The organism is Streptomyces sp. NPDC000880, from assembly GCF_053599675.1.
This window is the reverse complement of the sequence record NZ_JBSFMS010000131.1, coordinates 1-20,204: the sequence shown is the minus strand read 5'-3', so window position 1 is coordinate 20,204 and position 20,204 is coordinate 1. Positions and strand designations below refer to the sequence as shown.

General features: G+C 70.2%; 19 protein-coding genes. 3 read left to right on the top strand and 16 right to left on the bottom strand.

Features of this window, described 5'->3' with window-relative positions; translation table 11 throughout:
* Positions 1–67 precede the first annotated feature (67 nt).
* The 8 genes from gatB to ACWDO5_RS29830 all read right to left on the bottom strand — a co-directional run bounded on the left by gatB (position 68) and on the right by ACWDO5_RS29830 (position 10,211).
* Positions 68–1,576 carry an Asp-tRNA(Asn)/Glu-tRNA(Gln) amidotransferase subunit GatB gene (gene gatB, locus ACWDO5_RS29865; RefSeq protein ID WP_450533519.1) on the bottom strand — a complete coding sequence of 503 codons (1,509 nt, stop codon included), beginning with the start codon at positions 1,574–1,576 and terminating at the stop codon, positions 68–70.
* Between the two features lie 16 nt (positions 1,577–1,592).
* A complete protein-coding gene (locus tag ACWDO5_RS29860) occupies positions 1,593–1,832 on the bottom strand; it encodes a hypothetical protein (RefSeq protein WP_450533518.1) in 240 nt (79 codons plus the stop codon).
* Positions 1,829–3,322 (bottom strand): Asp-tRNA(Asn)/Glu-tRNA(Gln) amidotransferase subunit GatA, encoded by a 1,494-nt coding sequence (gatA, locus tag ACWDO5_RS29855; protein ID WP_450533517.1) that lies wholly within the window; start codon positions 3,320–3,322, stop codon positions 1,829–1,831. Before gatA ends, ACWDO5_RS29860 begins: the two co-directional genes overlap by 4 nt.
* 5 nt (positions 3,323–3,327) lie before the next feature.
* Positions 3,328–3,624 (bottom strand): Asp-tRNA(Asn)/Glu-tRNA(Gln) amidotransferase subunit GatC, encoded by a 297-nt coding sequence (gene gatC, locus ACWDO5_RS29850; protein WP_450533516.1) that lies wholly within the window; start codon positions 3,622–3,624, stop codon positions 3,328–3,330.
* Positions 3,625–3,880: 256 nt separating this feature from the next.
* On the bottom strand, positions 3,881–6,001 hold the full coding sequence (locus ACWDO5_RS29845) for a putative bifunctional diguanylate cyclase/phosphodiesterase (protein WP_450533515.1): 2,121 nt from the start codon (positions 5,999–6,001) through the stop codon (positions 3,881–3,883).
* Between the two features lie 316 nt (positions 6,002–6,317).
* Positions 6,318–8,501, bottom strand: a complete 2,184-nt coding sequence (ligA, locus tag ACWDO5_RS29840; RefSeq protein WP_450533514.1) for an NAD-dependent DNA ligase LigA — start codon at positions 8,499–8,501, stop codon at positions 6,318–6,320.
* A 28-nt stretch (positions 8,502–8,529) separates the two neighbouring features.
* Entirely contained in the window at positions 8,530–9,525 is a 996-nt protein-coding gene (locus tag ACWDO5_RS29835) for a methionine synthase (RefSeq protein ID WP_450533513.1), read from the bottom strand.
* Positions 9,522–10,211 (bottom strand): SDR family oxidoreductase, encoded by a 690-nt coding sequence (locus ACWDO5_RS29830; protein WP_450533512.1) that lies wholly within the window; start codon positions 10,209–10,211, stop codon positions 9,522–9,524. The genes ACWDO5_RS29835 and ACWDO5_RS29830 overlap by 4 nt, the downstream gene beginning before the upstream one ends.
* Before the next feature lie 110 nt (positions 10,212–10,321).
* On the opposite strand from ACWDO5_RS29830, the gene ACWDO5_RS29825 reads away from it, so the two are divergent.
* Both ACWDO5_RS29825 and ACWDO5_RS29820 read left to right on the top strand, forming a co-directional pair.
* Complete coding sequence (locus ACWDO5_RS29825; RefSeq protein ID WP_450533511.1) at positions 10,322–10,651, top strand: DUF427 domain-containing protein; 330 nt, start codon at positions 10,322–10,324, stop codon at positions 10,649–10,651.
* Between the two features lie 65 nt (positions 10,652–10,716).
* Entirely contained in the window at positions 10,717–11,511 is a 795-nt protein-coding gene (locus tag ACWDO5_RS29820; RefSeq protein ID WP_450533510.1) for an alpha/beta fold hydrolase, read from the top strand.
* A gap of 16 nt (positions 11,512–11,527) precedes the next feature.
* Here ACWDO5_RS29820 and mnmA read toward each other — a convergent pair whose 3' ends face one another.
* Positions 11,528–12,655 carry a tRNA 2-thiouridine(34) synthase MnmA gene (gene mnmA / locus ACWDO5_RS29815; protein WP_450533509.1) on the bottom strand — a complete coding sequence of 376 codons (1,128 nt, stop codon included), beginning with the start codon at positions 12,653–12,655 and terminating at the stop codon, positions 11,528–11,530.
* 61 nt (positions 12,656–12,716) lie between these two features.
* Here mnmA and ACWDO5_RS29810 point away from each other — a divergent pair, with 61 nt between their 5' ends.
* Positions 12,717–13,412 (top strand): N-acetylmuramoyl-L-alanine amidase, encoded by a 696-nt coding sequence (locus ACWDO5_RS29810; RefSeq protein ID WP_450533508.1) that lies wholly within the window; start codon positions 12,717–12,719, stop codon positions 13,410–13,412.
* Here ACWDO5_RS29810 and ACWDO5_RS29805 read toward each other — a convergent pair.
* The 7 genes from ACWDO5_RS29805 to ACWDO5_RS29775 all read right to left on the bottom strand — a co-directional run bounded on the left by ACWDO5_RS29805 (position 13,405) and on the right by ACWDO5_RS29775 (position 20,167).
* Entirely contained in the window at positions 13,405–14,568 is a 1,164-nt protein-coding gene (locus ACWDO5_RS29805; protein ID WP_450533507.1) for a cysteine desulfurase family protein, read from the bottom strand. The genes ACWDO5_RS29810 and ACWDO5_RS29805 overlap by 8 nt on opposite strands.
* 122 nt (positions 14,569–14,690) lie before the next feature.
* Entirely contained in the window at positions 14,691–14,975 is a 285-nt protein-coding gene (locus tag ACWDO5_RS29800) for a DUF4190 domain-containing protein (protein WP_450533506.1), read from the bottom strand.
* 62 nt (positions 14,976–15,037) lie between these two features.
* Entirely contained in the window at positions 15,038–15,886 is an 849-nt protein-coding gene (locus tag ACWDO5_RS29795) for a thioesterase family protein (RefSeq protein ID WP_450533505.1), read from the bottom strand.
* An 80-nt stretch (positions 15,887–15,966) separates the two neighbouring features.
* Positions 15,967–16,626, bottom strand: a complete 660-nt coding sequence (locus ACWDO5_RS29790) for a trimeric intracellular cation channel family protein (RefSeq protein WP_450533504.1) — start codon at positions 16,624–16,626, stop codon at positions 15,967–15,969.
* Between the two features lie 18 nt (positions 16,627–16,644).
* The gene (locus ACWDO5_RS29785; RefSeq protein WP_450533503.1) at positions 16,645–18,147 is read right to left on the bottom strand and encodes a dipeptide ABC transporter ATP-binding protein; all 1,503 of its coding nucleotides are present in this window, start codon (positions 18,145–18,147) and stop codon (positions 16,645–16,647) included.
* Positions 18,144–19,244, bottom strand: a complete 1,101-nt coding sequence (locus tag ACWDO5_RS29780) for an ABC transporter ATP-binding protein (protein ID WP_450533502.1) — start codon at positions 19,242–19,244, stop codon at positions 18,144–18,146. The genes ACWDO5_RS29785 and ACWDO5_RS29780 overlap by 4 nt, the downstream gene beginning before the upstream one ends.
* Positions 19,241–20,167, bottom strand: coding sequence for an ABC transporter permease (locus ACWDO5_RS29775; RefSeq protein ID WP_450533520.1), 927 nt, complete (start codon positions 20,165–20,167; stop codon positions 19,241–19,243). Before ACWDO5_RS29775 ends, ACWDO5_RS29780 begins: the two co-directional genes overlap by 4 nt.
* Between the last annotated feature and the right edge of the window lie 37 nt (positions 20,168–20,204).

The window sequence follows — 20,204 nt, the reverse complement described above, 5'->3', positions numbered from 1 at the left end:
CAAATCGGCATGGTCTTCCAGCAGTTCAACCTGTTCCCGAACATGACCGCCCTGCTGTTGCTCGTCGTCAGGCCTCGACGCCGAGCTTCTGCAGGATCAGCTCCTTCACGCGCGCCGCGTCCGCCTGGCCGCGGGTGGTCTTCATGACCGCACCCACCAGCGCGCCGACCGCCGCGATCTTGCCGCCGCGGATCTTGTCGGCGATCGCCGCGTTGCCCGCGATCGCCTCGTCGACGGCCGCGCCGAGCGCGCCCTCGTCCGAGACCACCTTCAGGCCGCGCTTCTCGACGACGGTGTCCGGGTCGCCCTCGCCCGCGAGCACGCCCTCGATGACCTGGCGGGCCAGTTTGTCGTTGAGGTCGCCGGCAGCGACCAACTCGGCCACCCGGGCCACCTGGGCCGGCGTGATCGGGAGCGAGGCGAGCTCGATGCCGTCCTCGTTGGAGCGGCGGGCCAGCTCACCCATCCACCACTTGCGCGCGGAAGCCGCATCCGCGCCCGCCTCGATCGTGGCGGCGATCAGGTCGACCGCCCCCGCGTTGAGGATCGACTGCATGTCGTGCTCGGAGACGCCCCACTCCTCGCGCAGCCGGTTCCGGCGGACCCGCGGCAGCTCGGGCAGGGTCGCCCGCAGCTCCTCGACCCACTCGCGCGGCGGCGCGATCGGCACCAGGTCGGGCTCCGGGAAGTACCGGTAGTCCTCGGCCTCTTCCTTCACCCGGCCGGACGTCGTGGAGCCGTCCTCCTCGTGGAAGTGACGGGTCTCCTGGATGATCGTGCCGCCGGACGAGAGCACCGCGGCGTGCCGCTGAATCTCGAACCGGGCCGCACGCTCGACGCTGCGCAGCGAGTTGACGTTCTTCGTCTCGGAGCGCGTGCCGAACTTCTCGACGCCGTGCGGGCGCAGCGACAGGTTGACGTCGCACCGCATCTGGCCCTGCTCCATGCGCGCCTCGGAGACGCCGAGCGCCTTGATGAGCTCGCGCAGCTCCGCGACGTACGCCTTGGCGACCTCCGGCGCACGCTCGCCCGCGCCCTCGATCGGCTTGGTGACGATCTCGATCAGCGGGATGCCGGCGCGGTTGTAGTCCAGCAGCGAGTGGGACGCGCCATGGATACGGCCGGTGGCGCCGCCGACGTGCGTCGACTTGCCGGTGTCCTCCTCCATGTGCGCGCGCTCGATCTCCACGCGGAAGACCTCGCCGTCCTCCATCTGGACGTCCAGATAGCCGTTGAAGGCGATCGGCTCGTCGTACTGCGAGGTCTGGAAGTTCTTCGGCATGTCCGGATAGAAGTAGTTCTTCCGGGCGAAGCGGCACCACTCGGCGATCTCGCAGTTGAGCGCGAGGCCGATCTTGACGGCCGATTCGACGCCGATCGCGTTGACGACCGGGAGTGAGCCGGGCAGGCCGAGACAGGTGGGGCAGGTCTGCGAGTTGGGCGGAGCGCCCAGTTCGGTCGAACAGCCGCAGAACATCTTGGTCTTGGTGCCGAGTTCGACATGGACTTCGAGGCCCATGACGGGGTCGTACGCCGCGAGAGCGTCCTCGTACGACACCAGTTCAGTGACGGTCACGGTGAAACTTTCCCTCTCAGCCCAGCAGGACGTCGTCGTCGCCCAGGCGCTTCAGCTCGCGGTAGAGCAGGGCCAGGCCGGTGACAATGGCGGCAGCGGATACGGCGGCATCGATCAGCCGGAGCGTGTCGTTGTCGGTGCGGGCCTTCCTGGCCTGCTTGATCACACTCAGCGCGCCGAACGCGGTGGTGCCGATGGACAGGTACGTACCGGTCTTGGACTTCTTGAAGCCCTTGGCCTTGGCAAGAGTGCTCACAGCGACGGTGCCTCCTCAAGCAGCGGGTGGCCCCACTTTTCCACGAAGGCGGCCTCGACGGCGGCGCCGACCTTGTACAGCCGGTCGTCCTTCATGGCGGGGGCGATGATCTGCAGACCGACCGGCAGTCCGTCCTCCGGCGCGAGGCCGCAGGGCAGCGACATCGCGGCGTTGCCGGCCAGGTTGGTCGGGATGGTGCACAGGTCGGCGAGGTACATCGCCATCGGGTCGTCGGCGCGCTCGCCGATCGGGAAGGCGGTGGTCGGCGTGGTCGGCGAGACGATCACGTCGACCTGCTCGAAAGCCTTCTCGAAGTCCCGGGTGATGAGAGTACGGACCTTCTGCGCGGAGCCGTAGTACGCGTCGTAGTAGCCGGAGCTGAGCGCGTACGTGCCGAGCATGATGCGGCGCTTGACCTCGTCGCCGAAGCCGGCCGCCCGGGTCAGTGCGGTGACTTCCTCGGCGGACCTCGTGCCGTCGTCGCCGACCCGCAGGCCGTAGCGCATGGCGTCGAAGCGGGCCAGGTTGGACGAGCACTCGGACGGCGCGATCAGGTAGTACGCGGAGAGCGCGAGGTCGAAGGACGGGCAGTCCAGTTCGACGATCGTCGCGCCGAGCGACCTCAGCAGCTCCACCGACTCGTTGAAGCGCTGGACGACACCGGCCTGGTAGCCCTCGCCCGAGAACTGCTTGACGACACCGACGCGCATTCCGGCGACCGAGCCGTTGCGCGCGGCCTCGACGACCGGCGGGACCGGGGCGTCGATGGACGTCGAGTCGAGCGGGTCGTGACCGGCGATGACCTCGTGCAGCAGCGCGGCGTCCAGGACCGTACGGGCGCAGGGGCCGCCCTGGTCCAGGGAGGACGAGAACGCCACCATGCCGTAGCGGGAGACGCCGCCGTAGGTGGGCTTGACGCCGACCGTGCCGGTGACGGCGGCGGGCTGGCGGATGGAGCCGCCGGTGTCCGTGCCGATGGCGAGCGGTGCTTCGTACGAGGCGAGGGCGGCGGAGGAGCCGCCGCCGGAGCCGCCGGGGATACGGGTCAGGTCCCACGGGTTGCCCGTCGGGCCGTACGCGCTGTTCTCGGTCGAGGACCCCATGGCGAACTCGTCCATGTTGGTCTTGCCGAGGATGACGATGCCGGCGGCCTTGAGCTTCTTGGTCACCGTCGCGTCGTACGGAGGGATCCAGCCCTCGAGGATCTTCGAGCCGACCGTGGTCGGGATGCCCTCGGTGGTGAAGATGTCCTTCAGCGCGAGCGGAACGCCGGCCAGCGGACCAAGCTTCTCGCCCGCCTCGCGCTTTGCGTCCACCGCGCGGGCCTGCGCGAGCGCGCCCTCACGGTCGATGTGCAGGAAGGCGTGCACCTTCTCGTCGACGGCGTCGATCCGGGCCAGGTGAGCCTCGGTGACCTCGACGGCCGTCAGCTCGCCGGCTGCGACCTTCGCGGCGATCTCGGCCGCGGTGAGCTTGATGATGTCCGTCATGGTGATTAGTCCTCCCCCAGGATCTGCGGCACCTTGAAACGCTGCTGCTCCTGGGCCGGGGCGCCGGTGAGCGCCTGCTCGGGGGTGAGCGACGGACGGACCTCGTCCGGGCGCATGACATTGGTCAGCGGCAGCGGGTGGGAGGTCGGGGGTACGTCTTGGTCGGCGACCTCGGAGACGCGGGCGACCGCGCCGATGATGTCGTCGAGCTGTCCGGCGAAGTGGTCGAGCTCTTCGGCCTTCAGCTCCAGACGCGCCAGCCGGGCGAGGTGGACGACCTCCTCGCGCGTAATGCCAGGCATGCAGCGATCCTCAGGGGTGAGTGTGTGTGGTTTGGCCCAATCCTATGGGGCGCGGGCCGCTGCCCACTAAACGGTTATGCGGCCGGGGCCACAGCGACGGCCCGACGTGTTTGCCGGGGCTCCGCCCCAGACCCTCCCCCTACGCCCTGGCGGGTGGGGCCGGACCCCCAGTCCCCCCGTCTTCATACGGCCCGGACGGGCTGAAAAATTCCGGCCGCTCCGGGCCCTCCAGAGCCCCACCACGGGCCGCTGAGGCTTACGGGACGACCTGGCCCGACGGCTCGTCCGCATCCGTCGGGGTGGCCGCCGGCAGCTCGGTCGCGCGATGCCAGCCCCGCTCGCCCCTGGCCCGCAGCCATGCGGTGGTCTCCTGCGGCGGCATCGCGGCCGCGACCAGCCAGCCCTGTACGGCGTCGCAGCCCAGATCGCGCAGCCGCTCCCAGGTCTCGTCGTCCTCGACGCCCTCGGCGACCACCAGCAGGCCCAGCGAGTGGGCCAGGTCCACGGTGCAGCGGACGATCGCCGCGTCCTCGTCGTCGACGGCGAGCCGGGCGACGAACGAGCGGTCGATCTTGAGCTCGCTGACGGGGAGGCGGCGCAGATGCACAAGGGAGGAGTAGCCGGTGCCGAAGTCGTCCAGGGACATCTTGACGCCGTGTTCGGTCAGCCCGGCGAGGGTGTCGGCGGCACGCTGCGGGTCCTCGAGGAGGACGTGTTCCGTTATCTCCAGCTGGAGGGCGCCCGGCGGGACGCCGTGCCGGGCGAGGCGCGCGGCGACGGATCCGGCGAAGCCGGGGGTGTGCACATCGCGCGGCGAGACATTGACGGCGACCGGCACGTTCAACCCCTGCGCGCGCCACTTCGCGACCTGGGCGAGAGCCGTATCGAGCACGTACTCCGTCAGATACGGCATCAGCCCCGAGGACTCGGCGATGGCGATGAACTCGTCCGGGGAGACCCGGCCCCGCTCCGGGTGGACCCAGCGGACCAGGGCTTCCAGGCCCGCGACATGGCCGTCGAAGCGGACCTTGGGCTGGTAGTGGAGCTCCACGTCGCCGGCGTCCAGCGCCCGGCGCAGGTCGCCCAGCAGGCCGAGCCGGTCGGGGGTGTTGCTGTCCCGCTTGGACTCGTACACCTCCACGCCCGTGCGGTCCCGCTTCGCCTGGTACATCGCCACGTCCGCGCGCCGCAGCAGGCCCTCCGCGTCATGCGCGTGCTCAGGGAAGACGGCGACGCCGGCGCTCGCCTCCAGGACGAGGGTGAGACCGTCCAGGTCGAGGGGCGACGACAGCTCGGCCACCAGATTGCGGGCGACGCGCTGGGCGCTGGTGGTGGAGTCGGCGGTGGGGAGCAGTACGGCGAATTCGTCGCCGCCGAGCCTGGCCGCCTCCGCGCCGCGCGGCAGGGCGAGCCGCAGCCGGTCGGCTATCTGCAGGAGCAGCCGGTCGCCCGCGAGATGGCCGAGCGTGTCATTGACGGAACGGAACCGGTCGAGATCAATCAGTACGAGAGCGGAACGGGCGCTGTTACCCTCGGCGTCCTCCAGGGCGGCCCAGGTCCGCTCCAGCAGCCACTGCCGGTTGGGCAACCCGGTCAGCGGATCGCGAAGCTGCTCCTCGGCCCTGGCCCTGGCGATCCAGAGCGTGGAGTCCAGGGCGATCAGCGGTACGGCGAACAGCGGCAGCAGCAAGGGCAGCGCGACCGCGACGACACAGATCAGCGGGGCGATGCCGAGCAGGGCGACCGCGACAAGGCCCTGCCTCAGCAGGGCCATACGGGCCGCGGTGGGCAGGCCGCCCGCCTGCGGGACCAGCACATACCACAGCAGCAGCCGGGTGACCGCGAGATAGGTGGTGGCCGCGAGCATCACTTCGGGGACTGCCGGGATACCCCAGTCGAGTGGCGACCAGGGCTGCTCGACGCTCGGATGCACCCCGAACACAGCGAGGACGAGCGCCGCCGCGGCGATACCGAGGATGTCCACGGAGCCGTGCAGCAGGCCGTGGCGCCAGCGGTGTCTGCGGGCCGCGCCGACCAGGGCGACGACGGCGAGGCTGACAAGTCCGGCGGGCACCCAGCCGAAGAGCAACAGGGAGGCGAGGGTGAGGGCGGCGCCCGATCCGGTGCCGCCCCACCAGCGGTCGCGGCCGAGCGCGACCAGGTGGCCCACGATGATCCCGGTGAGGACGGCGAGCGACCAGCCAACCGTGGAGTTGGGGAAGAGTGCGCGGCCCTCCCGCACCGCACTGACGATGCCGGTGGCAAGCAAGGCCGCTGCGCAAACGACGACGGCGACGGGCAGCCCCGGCGTCGTGCCCGCAAGGGCCGCCACTCCACGCGGCCGTGAGACCCGGGCGGCGCTCTCGGTCGGTTTCATTCCCGTCCCTCTCACAGCCGGCGGTGCCGATGCCTCGCGATGGCTCCCGTTGTCATGCCACCACGACTGTGATCCCACCACGCAGCCGTGCACGACAGGCGCACATCTCAACAGTAGGCCGCAGGAGGCTCGGACGGGCAGCGCTCTACAGCTCTTGCCCGAATGCGACCTGGCCACCCTTATCCATCTGGTATGCGCTGAACGGGTGACCAGTACCGGTCGTTCGGACCCGGCTTCCGACGTCTGATTCCCGCCCCGTGCGCCCCCTTCGGGCTCCCGTACGAGCCCCTCCCGAGCCCCGCGCACGCCCCCTCCGTTACGCCTCTGCAGGCACAGCGGCCTCACGGGCCGCGTCAGGGCCCTGTTCGAGAAGTACGGCGAAGCCCTCCTCGTCCAGGACCGGCACCTTCAGCTGCATCGCTTTGTCGTACTTGGAACCGGGGTTGTCACCGACAACCACGAAGGCCGCCTTCTTCGAAACAGAACCGGCCACTTTCGCGCCGAGACTCTGGAGGACTTCTTTTGCGCCATCCCTGGTGTAGTTCTGCAAAGTGCCGGTGACGACGACGGTGAGTCCTTCCAGCGGCCGCGGCCCTTCGTCCTCGCCCCCGCCCTCTTCCTCCATGCGGACGCCCGCCGCCCGCCACTTGCGCAGGATCTCGCGGTGCCAGTCCTCCTCGAACCACTGCTTGAGCGAGGCTGCGATGGTCGGCCCGACGCCCTCGACGGCCGCCAGCTCCTCCTCGGTGGCCTGCTCGATCCGCTCGATCGACCGGAACTCCCGGGCCAGCGCCTCGGCCGCCACCGGGCCGACATGACGGATGGACAGACCCGTGATGATCCGGGCAAGCGGGCGTTCCTTGGCCGCCGCGATGTTCTCCAGCATCGCCAGGGCGTTCTTCTTCGGCTCGCCGAGCTGGTTGGCGAAGACCGTGACGACCTTCTCCTCGCCCGTCTTCGGGTCGCGCTTGGGCAATCCGCTGTCCTGGTCCAGGACGTACGCCTTGATGGGCAGCAGCTGCTCGATGGTGAGGTTGAAGAGGTCGCCCTCGTCGGTCAGCGGCGGTGTGGGCGGCTCCAGCGGCTTGGTGAGCGCGGCCGCGGCCACATAGCCGAAGTTCTCGATGTCCAGCGACTTGCGTCCGGCGAGATAGAAGAGGCGCTCACGCAACTGGGCGGGGCAGGAGCGGGCGTTGGGGCAGCGCAGGTCGACGTCGCCCTCCTTCATGGGACGCAGCGCCGTGCCGCACTCGGGGCACTCGGCCGGCATCACGAACTCCCGCTCGCTGCCGTCCCGCAGATCCGCGACCGGACCGAGGATCTCCGGAATGACGTCGCCCGCCTTGCGCAGCACCACCGTGTCGCCGATGAGCACGCCCTTGGCCTTGACCACGTCCTGGTTGTGCAGCGTGGCGAACTCGACTTCGGAACCCGCGACCGTGACCGGCTCTACCTGGGCGTACGGCGTGACTCGGCCGGTGCGGCCGACGCCCACCCTGATATTGACCAGCTTGGTGTTGACCTCCTCGGGCGCGTACTTCCAGGCGATCGCCCAGCGCGGCGCCCGCGAGGTGGAGCCGAGCCGCCCCTGGAGCGGGATCTCGTCGAGTTTGACGACCACGCCGTCGATCTCGTGCTCCACGGAGTGCCGGTGCTCGCCGAAGTACGCGATGAACTCCCGTACGCCTTCGAGGGAGTCGACCACCTTGTTGTGCTGCGCGGTGGGCAGGCCCCATTCGCGCAGCAGCCCGTACGCCTGCGACAGGCGGTCGATGTCGAAGCCCTCGCGGGCGCCGATGCCATGCACCACCATGCGCAGCGGGCGGGCCGCCGTGACCTTCGGGTCCTTCTGGCGCAGCGAACCCGCCGCCGCGTTGCGCGGGTTGGCGAAGGGCTTGTCACCCGCCTCAACCAGGCGGGCATTGAGCTCCTCGAACTTCTCCATCGGGAAGTAGACCTCGCCGCGGATCTCGACGAGATCCGGGATGCGGTCGCCCTGGAGCCTGTTCGGGATGTCCGCGATGGTCCGGACATTGGGGGTGATGTCCTCGCCGACGCGGCCGTCGCCGCGGGTCGCCGCCCGCGTCAGCCGGCCCTTCTCGTATGTGAGGTTGACCGCGAGGCCGTCGACCTTCAGCTCACACAGCAGGTGATAGTCGGAGGTGTTGACCTCGCGCGCGACACGCTCCGCCCAGGAGGCCAGCTCCTCGTCGTCGAAGGCGTTGTCGAGGGAGAGCATCCGCTCGCGGTGCTCGACCGCGGTGAACTCCGTCTCGTACTGACCGGCCACCTTCTGCGTCGGCGAGTCGGGCGTACGCAGCTCGGGGTACTCCTCCTCCAGTGCCTCCAGCGAGCGCAACAGCTTGTCGAACTCGCCGTCGCTGATGACCGGCTGGTCCTTCACGTAGTACCGGAAGCGGTGCTCCTCGACCTGCTCGGCCAGCCGGGCGTGCTTCTCCCGTGCCTCGGCGGGCACCTGCCCTTGCTGTTCGACAGCCACCGTCTTGTCCTCCCGTTACTTCAGCCCGTTACTCAGGGTTGTCCGCGAGCGATCTCGCGGCACGGACACAGTGCGCGAGCGCCGCGCGGGCGTACCCGGGTGACGCACCCGCGAGCCCGCACGCCGGGGTGATCACCACGGACTCGGTGAGAGTCCCCGGATTCAGCCCCAGCCTGCGCCACAGCGTCCTTACACCCATGACGCTACCGGCAGGGTCTGACAATGGAGCGTCGGTGGACGGCACGACGCCCGCGAACAGCTGCGTACCGCCCTCGACCGCCTCGCCGATCTGTTCCTCGTCACGCTCGGTGAGAAGGCCGAAATCGAACGAGACGCCCGCGACCCCGGCCCTGCGCAGCAGCGCGAACGGCACGTCCGGCGCGCATGAGTGGACGGTGACGGGCTCCTCGCTCACCCCGATCACATCCCGCAGCGTGCTCTCGACGACCTGGCGGTCCACAGCCCTGTAGGTGCGATACCCGCTGGCGGTCCTGATCTGTCCACGCAGTACGGCGGTGAGCGACGGCTCGTCGAGCTGCAGCACCACGCGGGCGCCGGGCACCCGGCGGCGTACCTCCGCCAGATGCGACCGCAGCCCTTCCGCGAGCGAGCCCGCGAGGTCCCGGACGGCGCCGGGGTCGCCCAGCGCGGCCTCTCCGCCCCGCAGTTCCAGGGCTGCGGCGAGCGTCCACGGCCCCATGGCCTGCACTTTCAGCGGGCCCACGTAGCCCTGGGTGAACTCCTCCAGCGCGTCGAGGTCCTCGCCGAGCCAGGAGCGGGCGCGGCGGGTTTCGCGCCCCGGCCGGTCGCTGATCCGCCAGCCGCTCGGCTCGACATGCGCGTACATCTCGACGAGCAGCCCGATGGTCCGCCCGATCATGTCGGCGCCTGGCCCACGAGCGGGCAGCTCGGGCAGATACGGGAAGTCCTCGAAGGACCCGGCGACGGTCTTCGCGGCCTCGCTCGCGTCACCGCCGGGCATGGATCCGACACCTGTGGCGGGACCCCATGGGAATGCGTTCATCGCCCCGGCCGCACCGTCAGATCGTTGATCTCCGCGTCGCGCGGCAGATCCAGCGCCGCCAGGATCGTCGTCGCGACCGATTCCGGGGCCATCCAGTGGGACGGGTCGTACTCCTTGCCCTCCTGGGAGTGCACCTTGACCTGCATGGGGCTGGCCGTGCGGCCCGGGTAGACCGACGTCACGCGTACACCGTTGCCGTGCTCCTCGTTGCGCAGCGAGTCGGCAAGCGCCTTCAGCCCGTGCTTGGAGGCGGCGTAAGCGCCCCACTGAGCATGGGCGTGGAGGCCCGCGCTCGAATTGACGAACAGCACATGCCCCTGAGCGGCCCGGAGTTGGGGCAGGAACAGCCTGGTCAGCTCGGCGGGCGAGACCAGATTGGCGTTGAGCTGCTGGTGCCAGGTCTTGGGCCTGAGCTCGACGATCGGGCCGAGGTCGACGACGCCCGCGATGTGCAGCAGGGAGTCCAGGCGGTCCGGCATCGGCTGCATGCCGAGCGCCCTGGAGATACGGTCCGGGTCGGCCAGGTCGGCGACGAGCGTGCGGGCGCCCTCGTACTCGGCGGCGAGCTCCTTGGCCCGGCCGGCGTCGCGGGCCAGCAGGATGAGCTCGTCACCGCGTTCGTGCAGTCGGCGCGCGACGGCCGCGCCGATGCCGGAGCCGGCTCCGGTGATCAGATGTGTAGCCATACGGGACATGCTCGCACTACCGCACGCCTCCGCCCGCAGCAGAGCCGCTGATATCAATGAGGTCGCGGCAGGGGGGGAAGAAGTGCGGCCCGGACGGTGCTGTGACGGACATGGCTGAAGGACACACGATCACCATCGAGCAGGGCACGGACCATGTGCGGGTCGTGCACGACGGGCAGCTCCTCGCCGAGAGCCGGCGACCCTTGCTGCTTCACGAGACGGGCCTGCCGGTCCGCTACTACCTCCCCCCACAGGACGTACGCACAGAACTGCTCACCCGCTCGGACACCCACACCCACTGCCCGTTCAAGGGTGACGCCGACTACTGGTCGCTGCCGGACGCACCCGATCTGGTGTGGGCGTACCCGGAGCCCAAGGACGAAGTGGCCCGGATCAAGGGGTATTTGTGCTTCTACGACACCGAGGTCGTCCAGGACTGACCGGAGAATCCAAGAGTTTTACGGCCGGGCGATGAGTTCCGCGCCGTACGCCGGTCAGTGCTCTCATGGACAGCACGAGCAGAACACTGAGCAAGACGGAGTCGGGCGACGGCACGCTCATCGCGTACGAACAGCGGGGCGAGGGCCCGTCGGTCGTTCTGGTCGGCGGAGCGCTGTGCACGGCAGCGACCGACGGGCCGCTGGCCGCACTACTCGCTTCGCACTTCAGCGTGTTCACCTACGACCGGCGCGGCCGGGGTGCGAGCGGAGACACCGCGCCGTACGCCGTCGAGCGCGAGATCGAGGATCTCGCGGCCGTCATCGCCCAGGCGGGCGGCAGCGCCTTTGTGCACGGTATGTCATCGGGCGCCGAGCTGGTGCTGAGAGCGGCGGCCGCCGGGCTGCCGATCACCCAACTCTCGGTCTACGAGCCGCCGTTCGAGACGAGCGCGACGGCCGGACAGGAGCCTGCCGCGTACGTCGGCCGGTTGCGCGATCTGCTGGCGCGGGGGCGGCGCGGCGATGCGCTCGCGCTCTTCATGACGGAGGTCGGAACGCCCGCGGCCGTCGAAGGAATGCGGCAGACGCCGATGTGGGCCGAGCTGGAGGCGGTGGCGCACACCCTCGCCTACGACCACGAGATCATGGGCACCGGGCTGGTCCCCGTCGACCGGCTGCGCGCGCTCCACACTCGCGCGATGGTCGTGGACGGCGGCGCGAGCCCGGCCCGGATGCGGGAGGCGGCGCGCGCCGTGGCCGACGCCCTGCCCCGCGGCCGACACCGCACGCTGACCGGCCAGACGCACGAGGTGGCGCCGCAGGTGCTGGCCCCGGTGCTGACGGATTTCTTCGCCGCCTGACCCTCCCGGGTCAGGTTCAGGCGACGGACGCGGCTGCCCGCTCCGTCGTCGCGATCGTCGCCGAGCCGACCACACGCGTGCCCTCGTACAGCACGACCGCCTGGCCGGGTGCCACTCCCCTTACCGGCTCGGCGAAGGAGACCTGGAGCTCCTCGCCGACCAGCTCGGCGGTCACCGGTGTCTCGCCGCCGTGGGCGCGAAGCTGCGCGGTGTACGTCCCCGGGCCCGCCGGAGCCGTCCCGCACCAGCGGGGCTTGATCGCGGTCAGGGCCGAGACGTCCAGTGCCTCGACCGGGCCGACCGTCACCGTGTTGTTCACCGGTGAGACGTCCAGGACATAGCGCGGCTTGCCGTCGGGGGCGGGGTGGCCGATGCGCAGGCCCTTGCGCTGGCCGACGGTGAAGCCGAAGGCCCCGTCGTGCGTGCCCAGCTTCGAACCCGCCTCATCGACGATGTCGCCCTCCGCCGTGCCCAGGCGCGAGGCCAGGAAGCCCTGGGTGTCGCCGTCGGCGATGAAGCAGATGTCGTGGCTGTCCGGCTTCTTGGCGACCGCGAGTCCCCTGCGCTCGGCCTCCGCCCGGATCTCGTCCTTGGTGGTGAGGGTGTCGCCGAGCGGGAACATCGCGTGCGCGAGCTGGCGCTCGTCGAGCACTCCGAGGACGTACGACTGGTCCTTGGCCATGTCGCTGGCGCGGTGCAGCTCGCGGCTGCCGTCCTCGCCCATGCCGACCGTGGCGTAGTGGCCGGTGCACACCGCGTCGAAGCCCAGGGCCAGCGCCTTGTCCAGCAGCGCCGCGAACTTGATCTTCTCGTTGCAGCGCAGGCAGGGGTTGGGGGTGCGGCCGGCCTCGTACTCCGCGATGAAGTCCTCGACCACGTCCTCGCGGAAGCGCTCGGCGAGATCCCAGACGTAGAAGGGGATGCCGATGACATCCGCCGCGCGGCGGGCGTCGCGCGAGTCCTCAATGGTGCAACAGCCGCGCGCGCCCGTACGGAAGGACTGCGGATTCGCGGACAGGGCCAGGTGCACACCGGTGACATCGTGTCCGGCCTCGGCGGCGCGTGCGGCGGCGACGGCGGAGTCCACGCCGCCGGACATCGCGGCGAGCACTCGGAGGGGGCGCTGGGGAGTCTGAGGAGTCATAGCTCTACCAGAGTAAGGGGCTGCGGGAACCGAAAGCTCGCGAGTAAGCGTTGATCATCACATGGGGAGCGAATCGAAGCGCGGCGACAAGCGCGCCAAGGGGCGGGGAATCAGCCGGCGGGCCGTGTTGATCGGCGGAGGGGTCGTGGTGCTCGGTGTCGGCGCGCTGGCGCAGGACGAGCTACGGCGTGCCTGGTGGAAGCTGCCGGGGATGGCGAAGCCTCGCAAAGAGGGTGAGCTCGATCATCTGGGCGCGGAGTGGACGGCGGCGTCGCGGGCGAACTGGCGGCTGGCGGACCGGCCCGACGACTACCGCATCGACCGCGTGATCATCCATGTCGTCCAGGGCAGCTATCCGACTGCCCTGAAGGTCTTCAAGAACCCGGGCCACGGCGCGGCGACGCACTACGTCGTGCGCAAGGACGGGCATGTGGCGCAGATGATCCGCGAGCTGGACGTGGCGTTCCACGCGGGGAACCGCTCGTACAACGAACGGAGCATCGGCATAGAGCACGAGGGTTTCGTGGACCGGCCGGCCGGCTTCACGGACGCGATGTACCGGGCCTCGGCGCAGCTGACGGCGGGGATCTGTGTGCGGTACGGCATACCTGCCGACCGTGAGCACATCATCGGGCACGTGGAGGTGCCGGGCACGGACCACACCGATCCCGGGCCGCACTGGGACTGGAGCGGCTATCTCGCGCTCGTACGAGCAGCGCTGCCGACGGCGCGCGAGGCGGCGGCGCGGGCTAGCTGAGCCCTGCCGTACGGGCCCGTTCCACCGCGGGGCCGATGGCCTCGGCGACCGCCTCGACATCCGCCTTGGTGGAGGTGTGGCCGAGGCTGAAGCGCAGGGTGCCGCGGGCCAGGTCCGGGTCGGTGCCGGTGGCGAGCAGGACATGGCTGGGCTGGGCGACGCCGGCCGTGCAGGCGGAGCCTGTGGAGCATTCGATGCCCTGGGCGTCGAGGAGGAGGAGCAAGGAGTCGCCCTCGCAGCCGGGGAAGGTGAAATGCGCGTTGGCGGGGAGGCGGCCGTCCGGGTCGCCGCCGAGGATCGCCTCCGGGACTGCCCCGCGCACGGCCTGGACGAGTCCGTCGCGCAGTGCGCCGATGTCGCGGGCGAAGCCCTCACGGCGCTCGGCGGCGATACGGCCGGCCACGGCGAAGGCGGCGATCGCGGGGGCGTCGAGGGTGCCGGAGCGGACATGGCGCTCCTGGCCGCCGCCGTGCAGGACGGGGACGGGGGTGTACTCCCGGCCGAGCAGCAGCGCGCCGATGCCGTACGGTCCGCCGATCTTGTGTCCGGAGACGGTCATGGCGGCGAGGCCCGACGCGGCGAAGTCGACGTCGAGCTGTCCGAAGGCCTGGACCGCGTCGGCGTGCAGCGGGACGTCGAACTCCCCTGCCACGGCGGACAGTTCCTTGACCGGCATGACAGTGCCGATCTCGTTGTTGGCCCACATCACGGTGGCGAGCGCGACATCATCGGGGTTGCGCTCGATGGCTTCGCGCAGGGCCTCGGGGTGCACCCGTCCGTACGCGTCCACCGGCAGATACTCGACGTTCGCGCCCTCGTGCGCGCCGAGCCAGTCGACGGCGTCGAGGACGGCGTGGTGCTCGACGGGGCTGGCCAGCACCCGGGTCCTGGCCGGGTCGGCATCGCGTCGCTGCCAGTACAGCCCCTTCACAGCGAGATTGTCGGCCTCGGTGCCGCCGGAGGTGAAGACCACCTCGCTGGGCCGCGCGCCGAGCGCCTCGGCGAGGGTCTCGCGGGCCTCCTCGACGGCTCGGCGGGCCCGGCGCCCGGCGGCGTGCAGCGCGGAGGCGTTGCCGGTGGTGGTGAGCTGCGCGGTCATCGCCTCGACGGCCTCCGGCAGCATGGGAGTGGTCGCAGCGTGGTCGAGGTAAGCCATGATGGCAACGATTCTACGAGGCACGGCGGGGGCGCGGACGCGGCGCAGGGGGGTACAGCCGTGCGGGGGCCGCTCCCCTTGCTGCGGGCGTCAGCTGCCGAAGCCCCATGCGACCGTTGCGTTCACGTGACGAGCACGGCGAGGACGGCCAGGTCGGCGAGGCCGAGGGCGAGTCCGAGGAGGGCGCGGCTGCGGCGTGCGGTGCCGCGCCGGAGGGAGATGTCGGCGAGGACGACGGCGATCGGGCCGAGCAGGATGTTCATCACGAGCAGGCCGACGAGGCCGAGTACGAGGACGGCGACGGCCATCCCGTCGGCGTCCCGCCGGGCCTCGGGCCGGGCAGCGGGGTCCCTGGCGCCGCTCTGGCGTGCCGTCAGTTGCGGCTGATCAGCCTCGGGCGTCAGCACTGGCTGGACTGACGGCGCCTGTCGCGTACTGCTGGACCACCGAGGCGGCGGCGCGGGTCCCCTCAGCCCCGCGGCGCCTTCGCCAGCTGGCGCGACTGCGCCACCAGCCGGTCCGCACTGTCCCAGACCTCCGCGTCCTCCTCCAGGAAGCCGCCCGCCAGGTTGCGGGTCGCGATCGAGACCCGCAGTGGGCCCGGCGCCGGGCGGCACCGGATGTGCGTGGTGAGTTCGACCGTGGGGGTCCAGCCCTTCAGGCCCAGCTCGAACGATGTCGGCGGCAGCGCGTCCACCGTGAGCAGCAGCGAGAAGGGGTCCGCGTCGCGGCCGTCCGCGAGGGAGAACCAGCCGCGCATCTCGCCCTTGCCGGAGGGCGCACCCACGGCCCAGCCAACGGTCGCCGGGTCCAGCTCGATGTTCAGGCGGTCCGTGATCGCCGAGCTGCCGGGGATCTTCGGCGCGGGGCCGTCGGACGGACCGAGGCAGTCCTGAAGCGGCGGCATGGCGGGCGGTTTCGCCGACGTCCGTACGTCGTCGGGCAGCGCGTCCAGGTCTCCGTACGTCGCGAGGACACGGATCCGCTCGATCTCAGCGCCGTCCTCCCCGTACTGGAACAGCGACGCCTGACCGGTGGAGAGCGTGCGCCCGGTGCGTACGACGTCGGTGCGGATCACCGCGGGGCCCGGCTGGGACGCGCTCAGATAGTGCGCCGAGACCGTGAACGGGTCGGGGTGCGGCAGCGCGTCGCCCAGCGCGCGGCCGAGCAGGGCCAGCAGATAGCCGCCGTTGACGGCGTTGATGACCGTCCAGCCCGCCGAGAGCTCCGCGTCGTAGACGCCGGGTGCGCGCAGGGTGACGGCGGTGTCGCGGTCGAACTCACTGTCACCGATGGATGCCTGAACTGCCTGTGCCATGGCAGCACGGTACAACAGACAATTACTGAGCGGTAGCTTTTTGCCCCCTCGCGGCCGGAACGCGGCGCCCCGGAGGGGGTCTAGCTCTCTTCGGCGGCCGCCGAGCGCCGGTTCCAGGCGCGTGGAGCCCGCCAGTGGAAACGCATCGCGAGCAGGCGCAGGACGAACGCGGTCACCACGGCAAGTCCACTGGTGGCCGCGTTCAGCACGTCGAAGCGGATACAGAGCACGATCATGGTCGCGCCGACGATGGCGGGGACGGCGTAGAGATCGCGGTCCCAGCGGAGCAGCGAGGGCACCTCGTTGGCCAGTACGTCGCGCAGCACACCGCCGCCGACGGCGGTGGCGAGGCCGAGCGCCGCGGACGCGGTCAGACCGAGCCCGTACTCGTACGCCTTGGTGGTGCCGGTGACGCAGAACAGCCCGAGGCCTGCGGCGTCGAAGACATTGACGCCGGCCTGGATGCGCTCGACCTGCGGGTGCAGGAAGAACACGAGGACGGTCGCCACGAGCGGCATGACGAAGTACCCGAGGTCGGTGAAGGCGGCCGGCGGGACAGCCCCGATGATCAGGTCACGGAGAAGCCCTCCGCCCAGCGCGGTGACCTCTGCGAGCACCGCGATGCCGAAGACGTCGAAGTTCTTGCGTACGGCGAGCAGTGCGCCGGAGATCGCGAAGACGAAGATCCCGGCGAGGTCGAGCGCGTGCTGGACGGAGGGCGTGAAGAATTCTTGGAGCACCGGACGATTGTGCCGGTTCTACTCCTTGGAGATGTCCCCCGAGCCCTCGGGACGGTTGACGTCAGCGCTGTCGGCGCCTTTGCCTTCGGAGGGCTGGTCCTGGCTGCCGCCGGCACCACCCTCCGCGTCGGCGCCCGCGACAGGCGCGGCCTGGGCGTCGGCCGTCGTGGCGCCCGACGGCTCCGCGTCGGCTTCGTCACTGTCGGTCCTGGCAGCGTCGGCGTCAGCCTCGGCCAGACCCGCCTTGGCGGCGTCCGCCGCAGGCGCGGCCTCGCCATCCGCAGCCTCGGCCGCGTCGCCCTTGGCCAGGCCCGCCTCCGGCTCCGCCCCGGCCGCGTCGGCCTTCGCAAGGCTCGCCCCGGCCTCCGCCCCCGCTACCGCCTTCGCCGGCGTCGCCGACTCCGCCGACTTCGGCGTCGCCGCCACGATCTCGATCGCCTCCCGCGCCGACGCCAGCGCCACATCCTCCGGCGCCTGGTCCTCCGCGTTCTCCGGGTGGTGGCAGGCCACCTGCTGGCCCGGTCGCAGCGCGATCAGCGGCGGCTCCTGCTTCTTGCAGATCTCCGTCGCCTTCCAGCACCGCGTGTGGAACCGGCAACCAGTCGGCGGAGAGATCGGCGACGGCACGTCGCCCTTCAGCAGGATGCGCTCGCTCTTGCCGCCGCGACGCCGCGGGTCCGGCACCGGCACTGCCGACATCAGCGCCTTCGTGTACGGGTGCATCGGCGCCTCGTACAGCGACTTGCGGTCCGCCAGCTCCACGATCTTGCCTAGGTACATCACCGCGATCCGGTCCGACACATGCCGGATCACCGACAGGTCGTGCGCGATGATCACGTACGTCAGGCCCAGCTCGTCCTGGAGGTCGTCCAGCAGGTTGACGACCTGCGCCTGGATGGAGACGTCCAGTGCGGAGACCGGCTCGTCCGCCACGACCAGCTTCGGCTTGAGCGCGAGGGCACGCGCGATGCCGATGCGCTGACGCTGGCCACCGGAGAACTCGTGCGGATAGCGGTTGTAGTGCTCGGGGCTGAGGCCCACCAGCTCGAGCAGCCCCTGGACCTCCTTCTTGATCCCACCCTCGGGCTCGACGCCCTGCAGCCGGAACGGCGCGCTCACGATCGAACCGACCGTGTGCCGCGGATTGAGCGAGCCGTACGGATCCTGGAAGATCATCTGCACATCGCGGCGCATCGGCCGCATCCCGCGCGTGCTCAGATGCGTGATGTCCTTGCCGTCGAACTCAACCTTGCCGCCCGTGGGCTCGATCAGCCGGGTGATCAGCCGGCCCATCGTCGACTTGCCGCAGCCCGACTCGCCGACAACACCCAGCGTCTCTCCCCGGCGCACGTCGAAGTCGATGCCGTCGACCGCCTTCACGGCGCCGACCTGTCGCTGCAGGATCCCCTTCTTGATGGGGAAGTGCTTGACCAGGCCCTGCACCTTGAGCAGCGGCTCGGGAGAGGCGGTGGCCTGCTCCGGAACGGCAACGGCCTCAGCGGTCTTCTTTGTTTCGGTCACAGCTTCGGCGCAATCTCTTCGGTCCAGATCCGCGTGCGGTCCTCCTGCGACATATGGCAGGCGGAGTAGTGCCGGCTGCCGACCTCGCGGAGCTCGGGGCGCTCGGTGCGGGTGATCCCGCCCTTGGGCACATCCGCGTACGGGCAGCGCGGGTTGAAGGCGCAGCCGGAGGGGACGTTGATGAGGCTGGGCGGCGAGCCCTTGACCGGGATGAGGCGGTCGGTCTGGTCACGGTCGATGCGTGGCATCGAGCCCAGCAGCCCCCAGGTGTACGGGTGCTCGGGAGCGTAGAAGATGTCGTCCACCGGACCGCGCTCGACGCAGCGCCCGCCGTACATCACCAGGATGTCGTCGGCGATCTCGGCGACGACGCCCAGGTCGTGGGTGATGATGACGACCGCGGAGCCGAACTCCTTCTGCAGATCCCGGATCAGGTCGAGGATCTGCGCCTGGACGGTGACGTCCAGCGCGGTGGTCGGCTCGTCCGCTATGAGCAGCTCGGGGTTGTTGACCAGCGCCATCGCGATCATCGCGCGCTGGCGCATACCGCCGGAGAACTCGTGCGGATAGCTGTCCACCCGCTTCTTGGGCTCGGGGATGCCGACCCGGTCGAGCATCTCGATCGCCCTCTTGCGGGCGGCCTTCTTGCTCACGCTGTTGTGGACGCGGTACGCCTCCACGATCTGGTTGCCGACCGTGTAGAACGGGTGCATCGCGGACAGCGGATCCTGGAAGATCATCGCCATCTCACGGCCACGCATCCGGCGCACCTCGTCCGGGTCCGCGCCGACGAGCTCCTTGCCGCCGAGCCAGATCTCACCAGACATCTGCACGTTCTTGCCGCGCGGGCCCTGGCGGTGCAGGCCCATCACCGCGAGCGAGGTCACCGACTTGCCGGAGCCGGACTCGCCGACGATGCCGAGGGTCTTGCCCTTCTCCAGCTGGAAGGTGAGCCCGTCGACGGACTTGACCAGGCCGTCGTCGGTCGGAAAGTGCACCTTGAGGTCGCGGACCTCGAGGAAGGCGTCCGGGGCGGGCGAGTCCGCGGACTTCACCGGCTCTCCCACGGCGGCACCGGTCTTGGACAGTTCGGTCACGAGAGCCTCACCCGCGGGTCGACGGCGGCGTACAGCAGGTCCACCAGGAGATTGCAGATCACCACGAAGAAGGCGGCCACGAGTGTGACGCCGAGGATCGGCGGCAGGTCGTTGGCCGTGATCCCCTGGACCGCGTATTCGCCGATTCCGTGCAGCGAGAACACCGACTCGGTGATCAGCGCACCTCCGAGCAGCAGACCGACATCCATGCCGAAGACAGTGATGATCGGGGTGAGCGCGGCGCGCAACCCGTGCCGGGCGACGACCTTCCGCTCGCGCAGTCCCTTGGCCCGGGCCGTGCGGATGAAGTCCTCGTTCATCGTCTCCAGCATGCCGGAGCGGGTGAGGCGGGCGTAGATCGCCGAGTAGAGCAGCGCGAGAGAACACCATGGGAGGAACAGGGTGTTGGCCCACTGTGCGGGGTTCTCGGTGAACGGCACATACGTCCTGCCGAAGATCTCCAGCTTGTAGCTGAAGAGCAGCAGGGCGAGCTGGCCGGTGAAGAACATGGGGAGCGAGACGCCGGCGAGCGAGACGCCCATGGCGGCCCGGTCGAAGATCGATCCGGGCTTGAGCGCCGAGATGATGCCCGCGGTGACGCCGGAGAGCAGCCAGATCACGGCCGCGCCGCTGGCCAGGGAGATGGTGACCGGCAGACGGTCGGTGAGCTGCGGCCAGACTTCGAGGTGGTCCTTGAAGGAGTAGCCGAAGCAGGGCGCGTTGCAGTGCGCGGTGGTGGGGCCGAGGTCGTAGTCGGCGCCGACGACGATCCCCTTGATGAAGTCCCAGTACTGGATGTAGATGGGCTGGTCCAGGCCGAGGTTCTGCTTCACCGCCGCGATGACGGCCAGGTCGAAGGCCCGCTCCCTATGGCTGCCGCTGGTCGACGGAGCGGAGCGGCTGGGAGTCCTGGAACTCCGCATGGAGACACTGGACGGGGTCAAACTCTGGCGCTGCCGG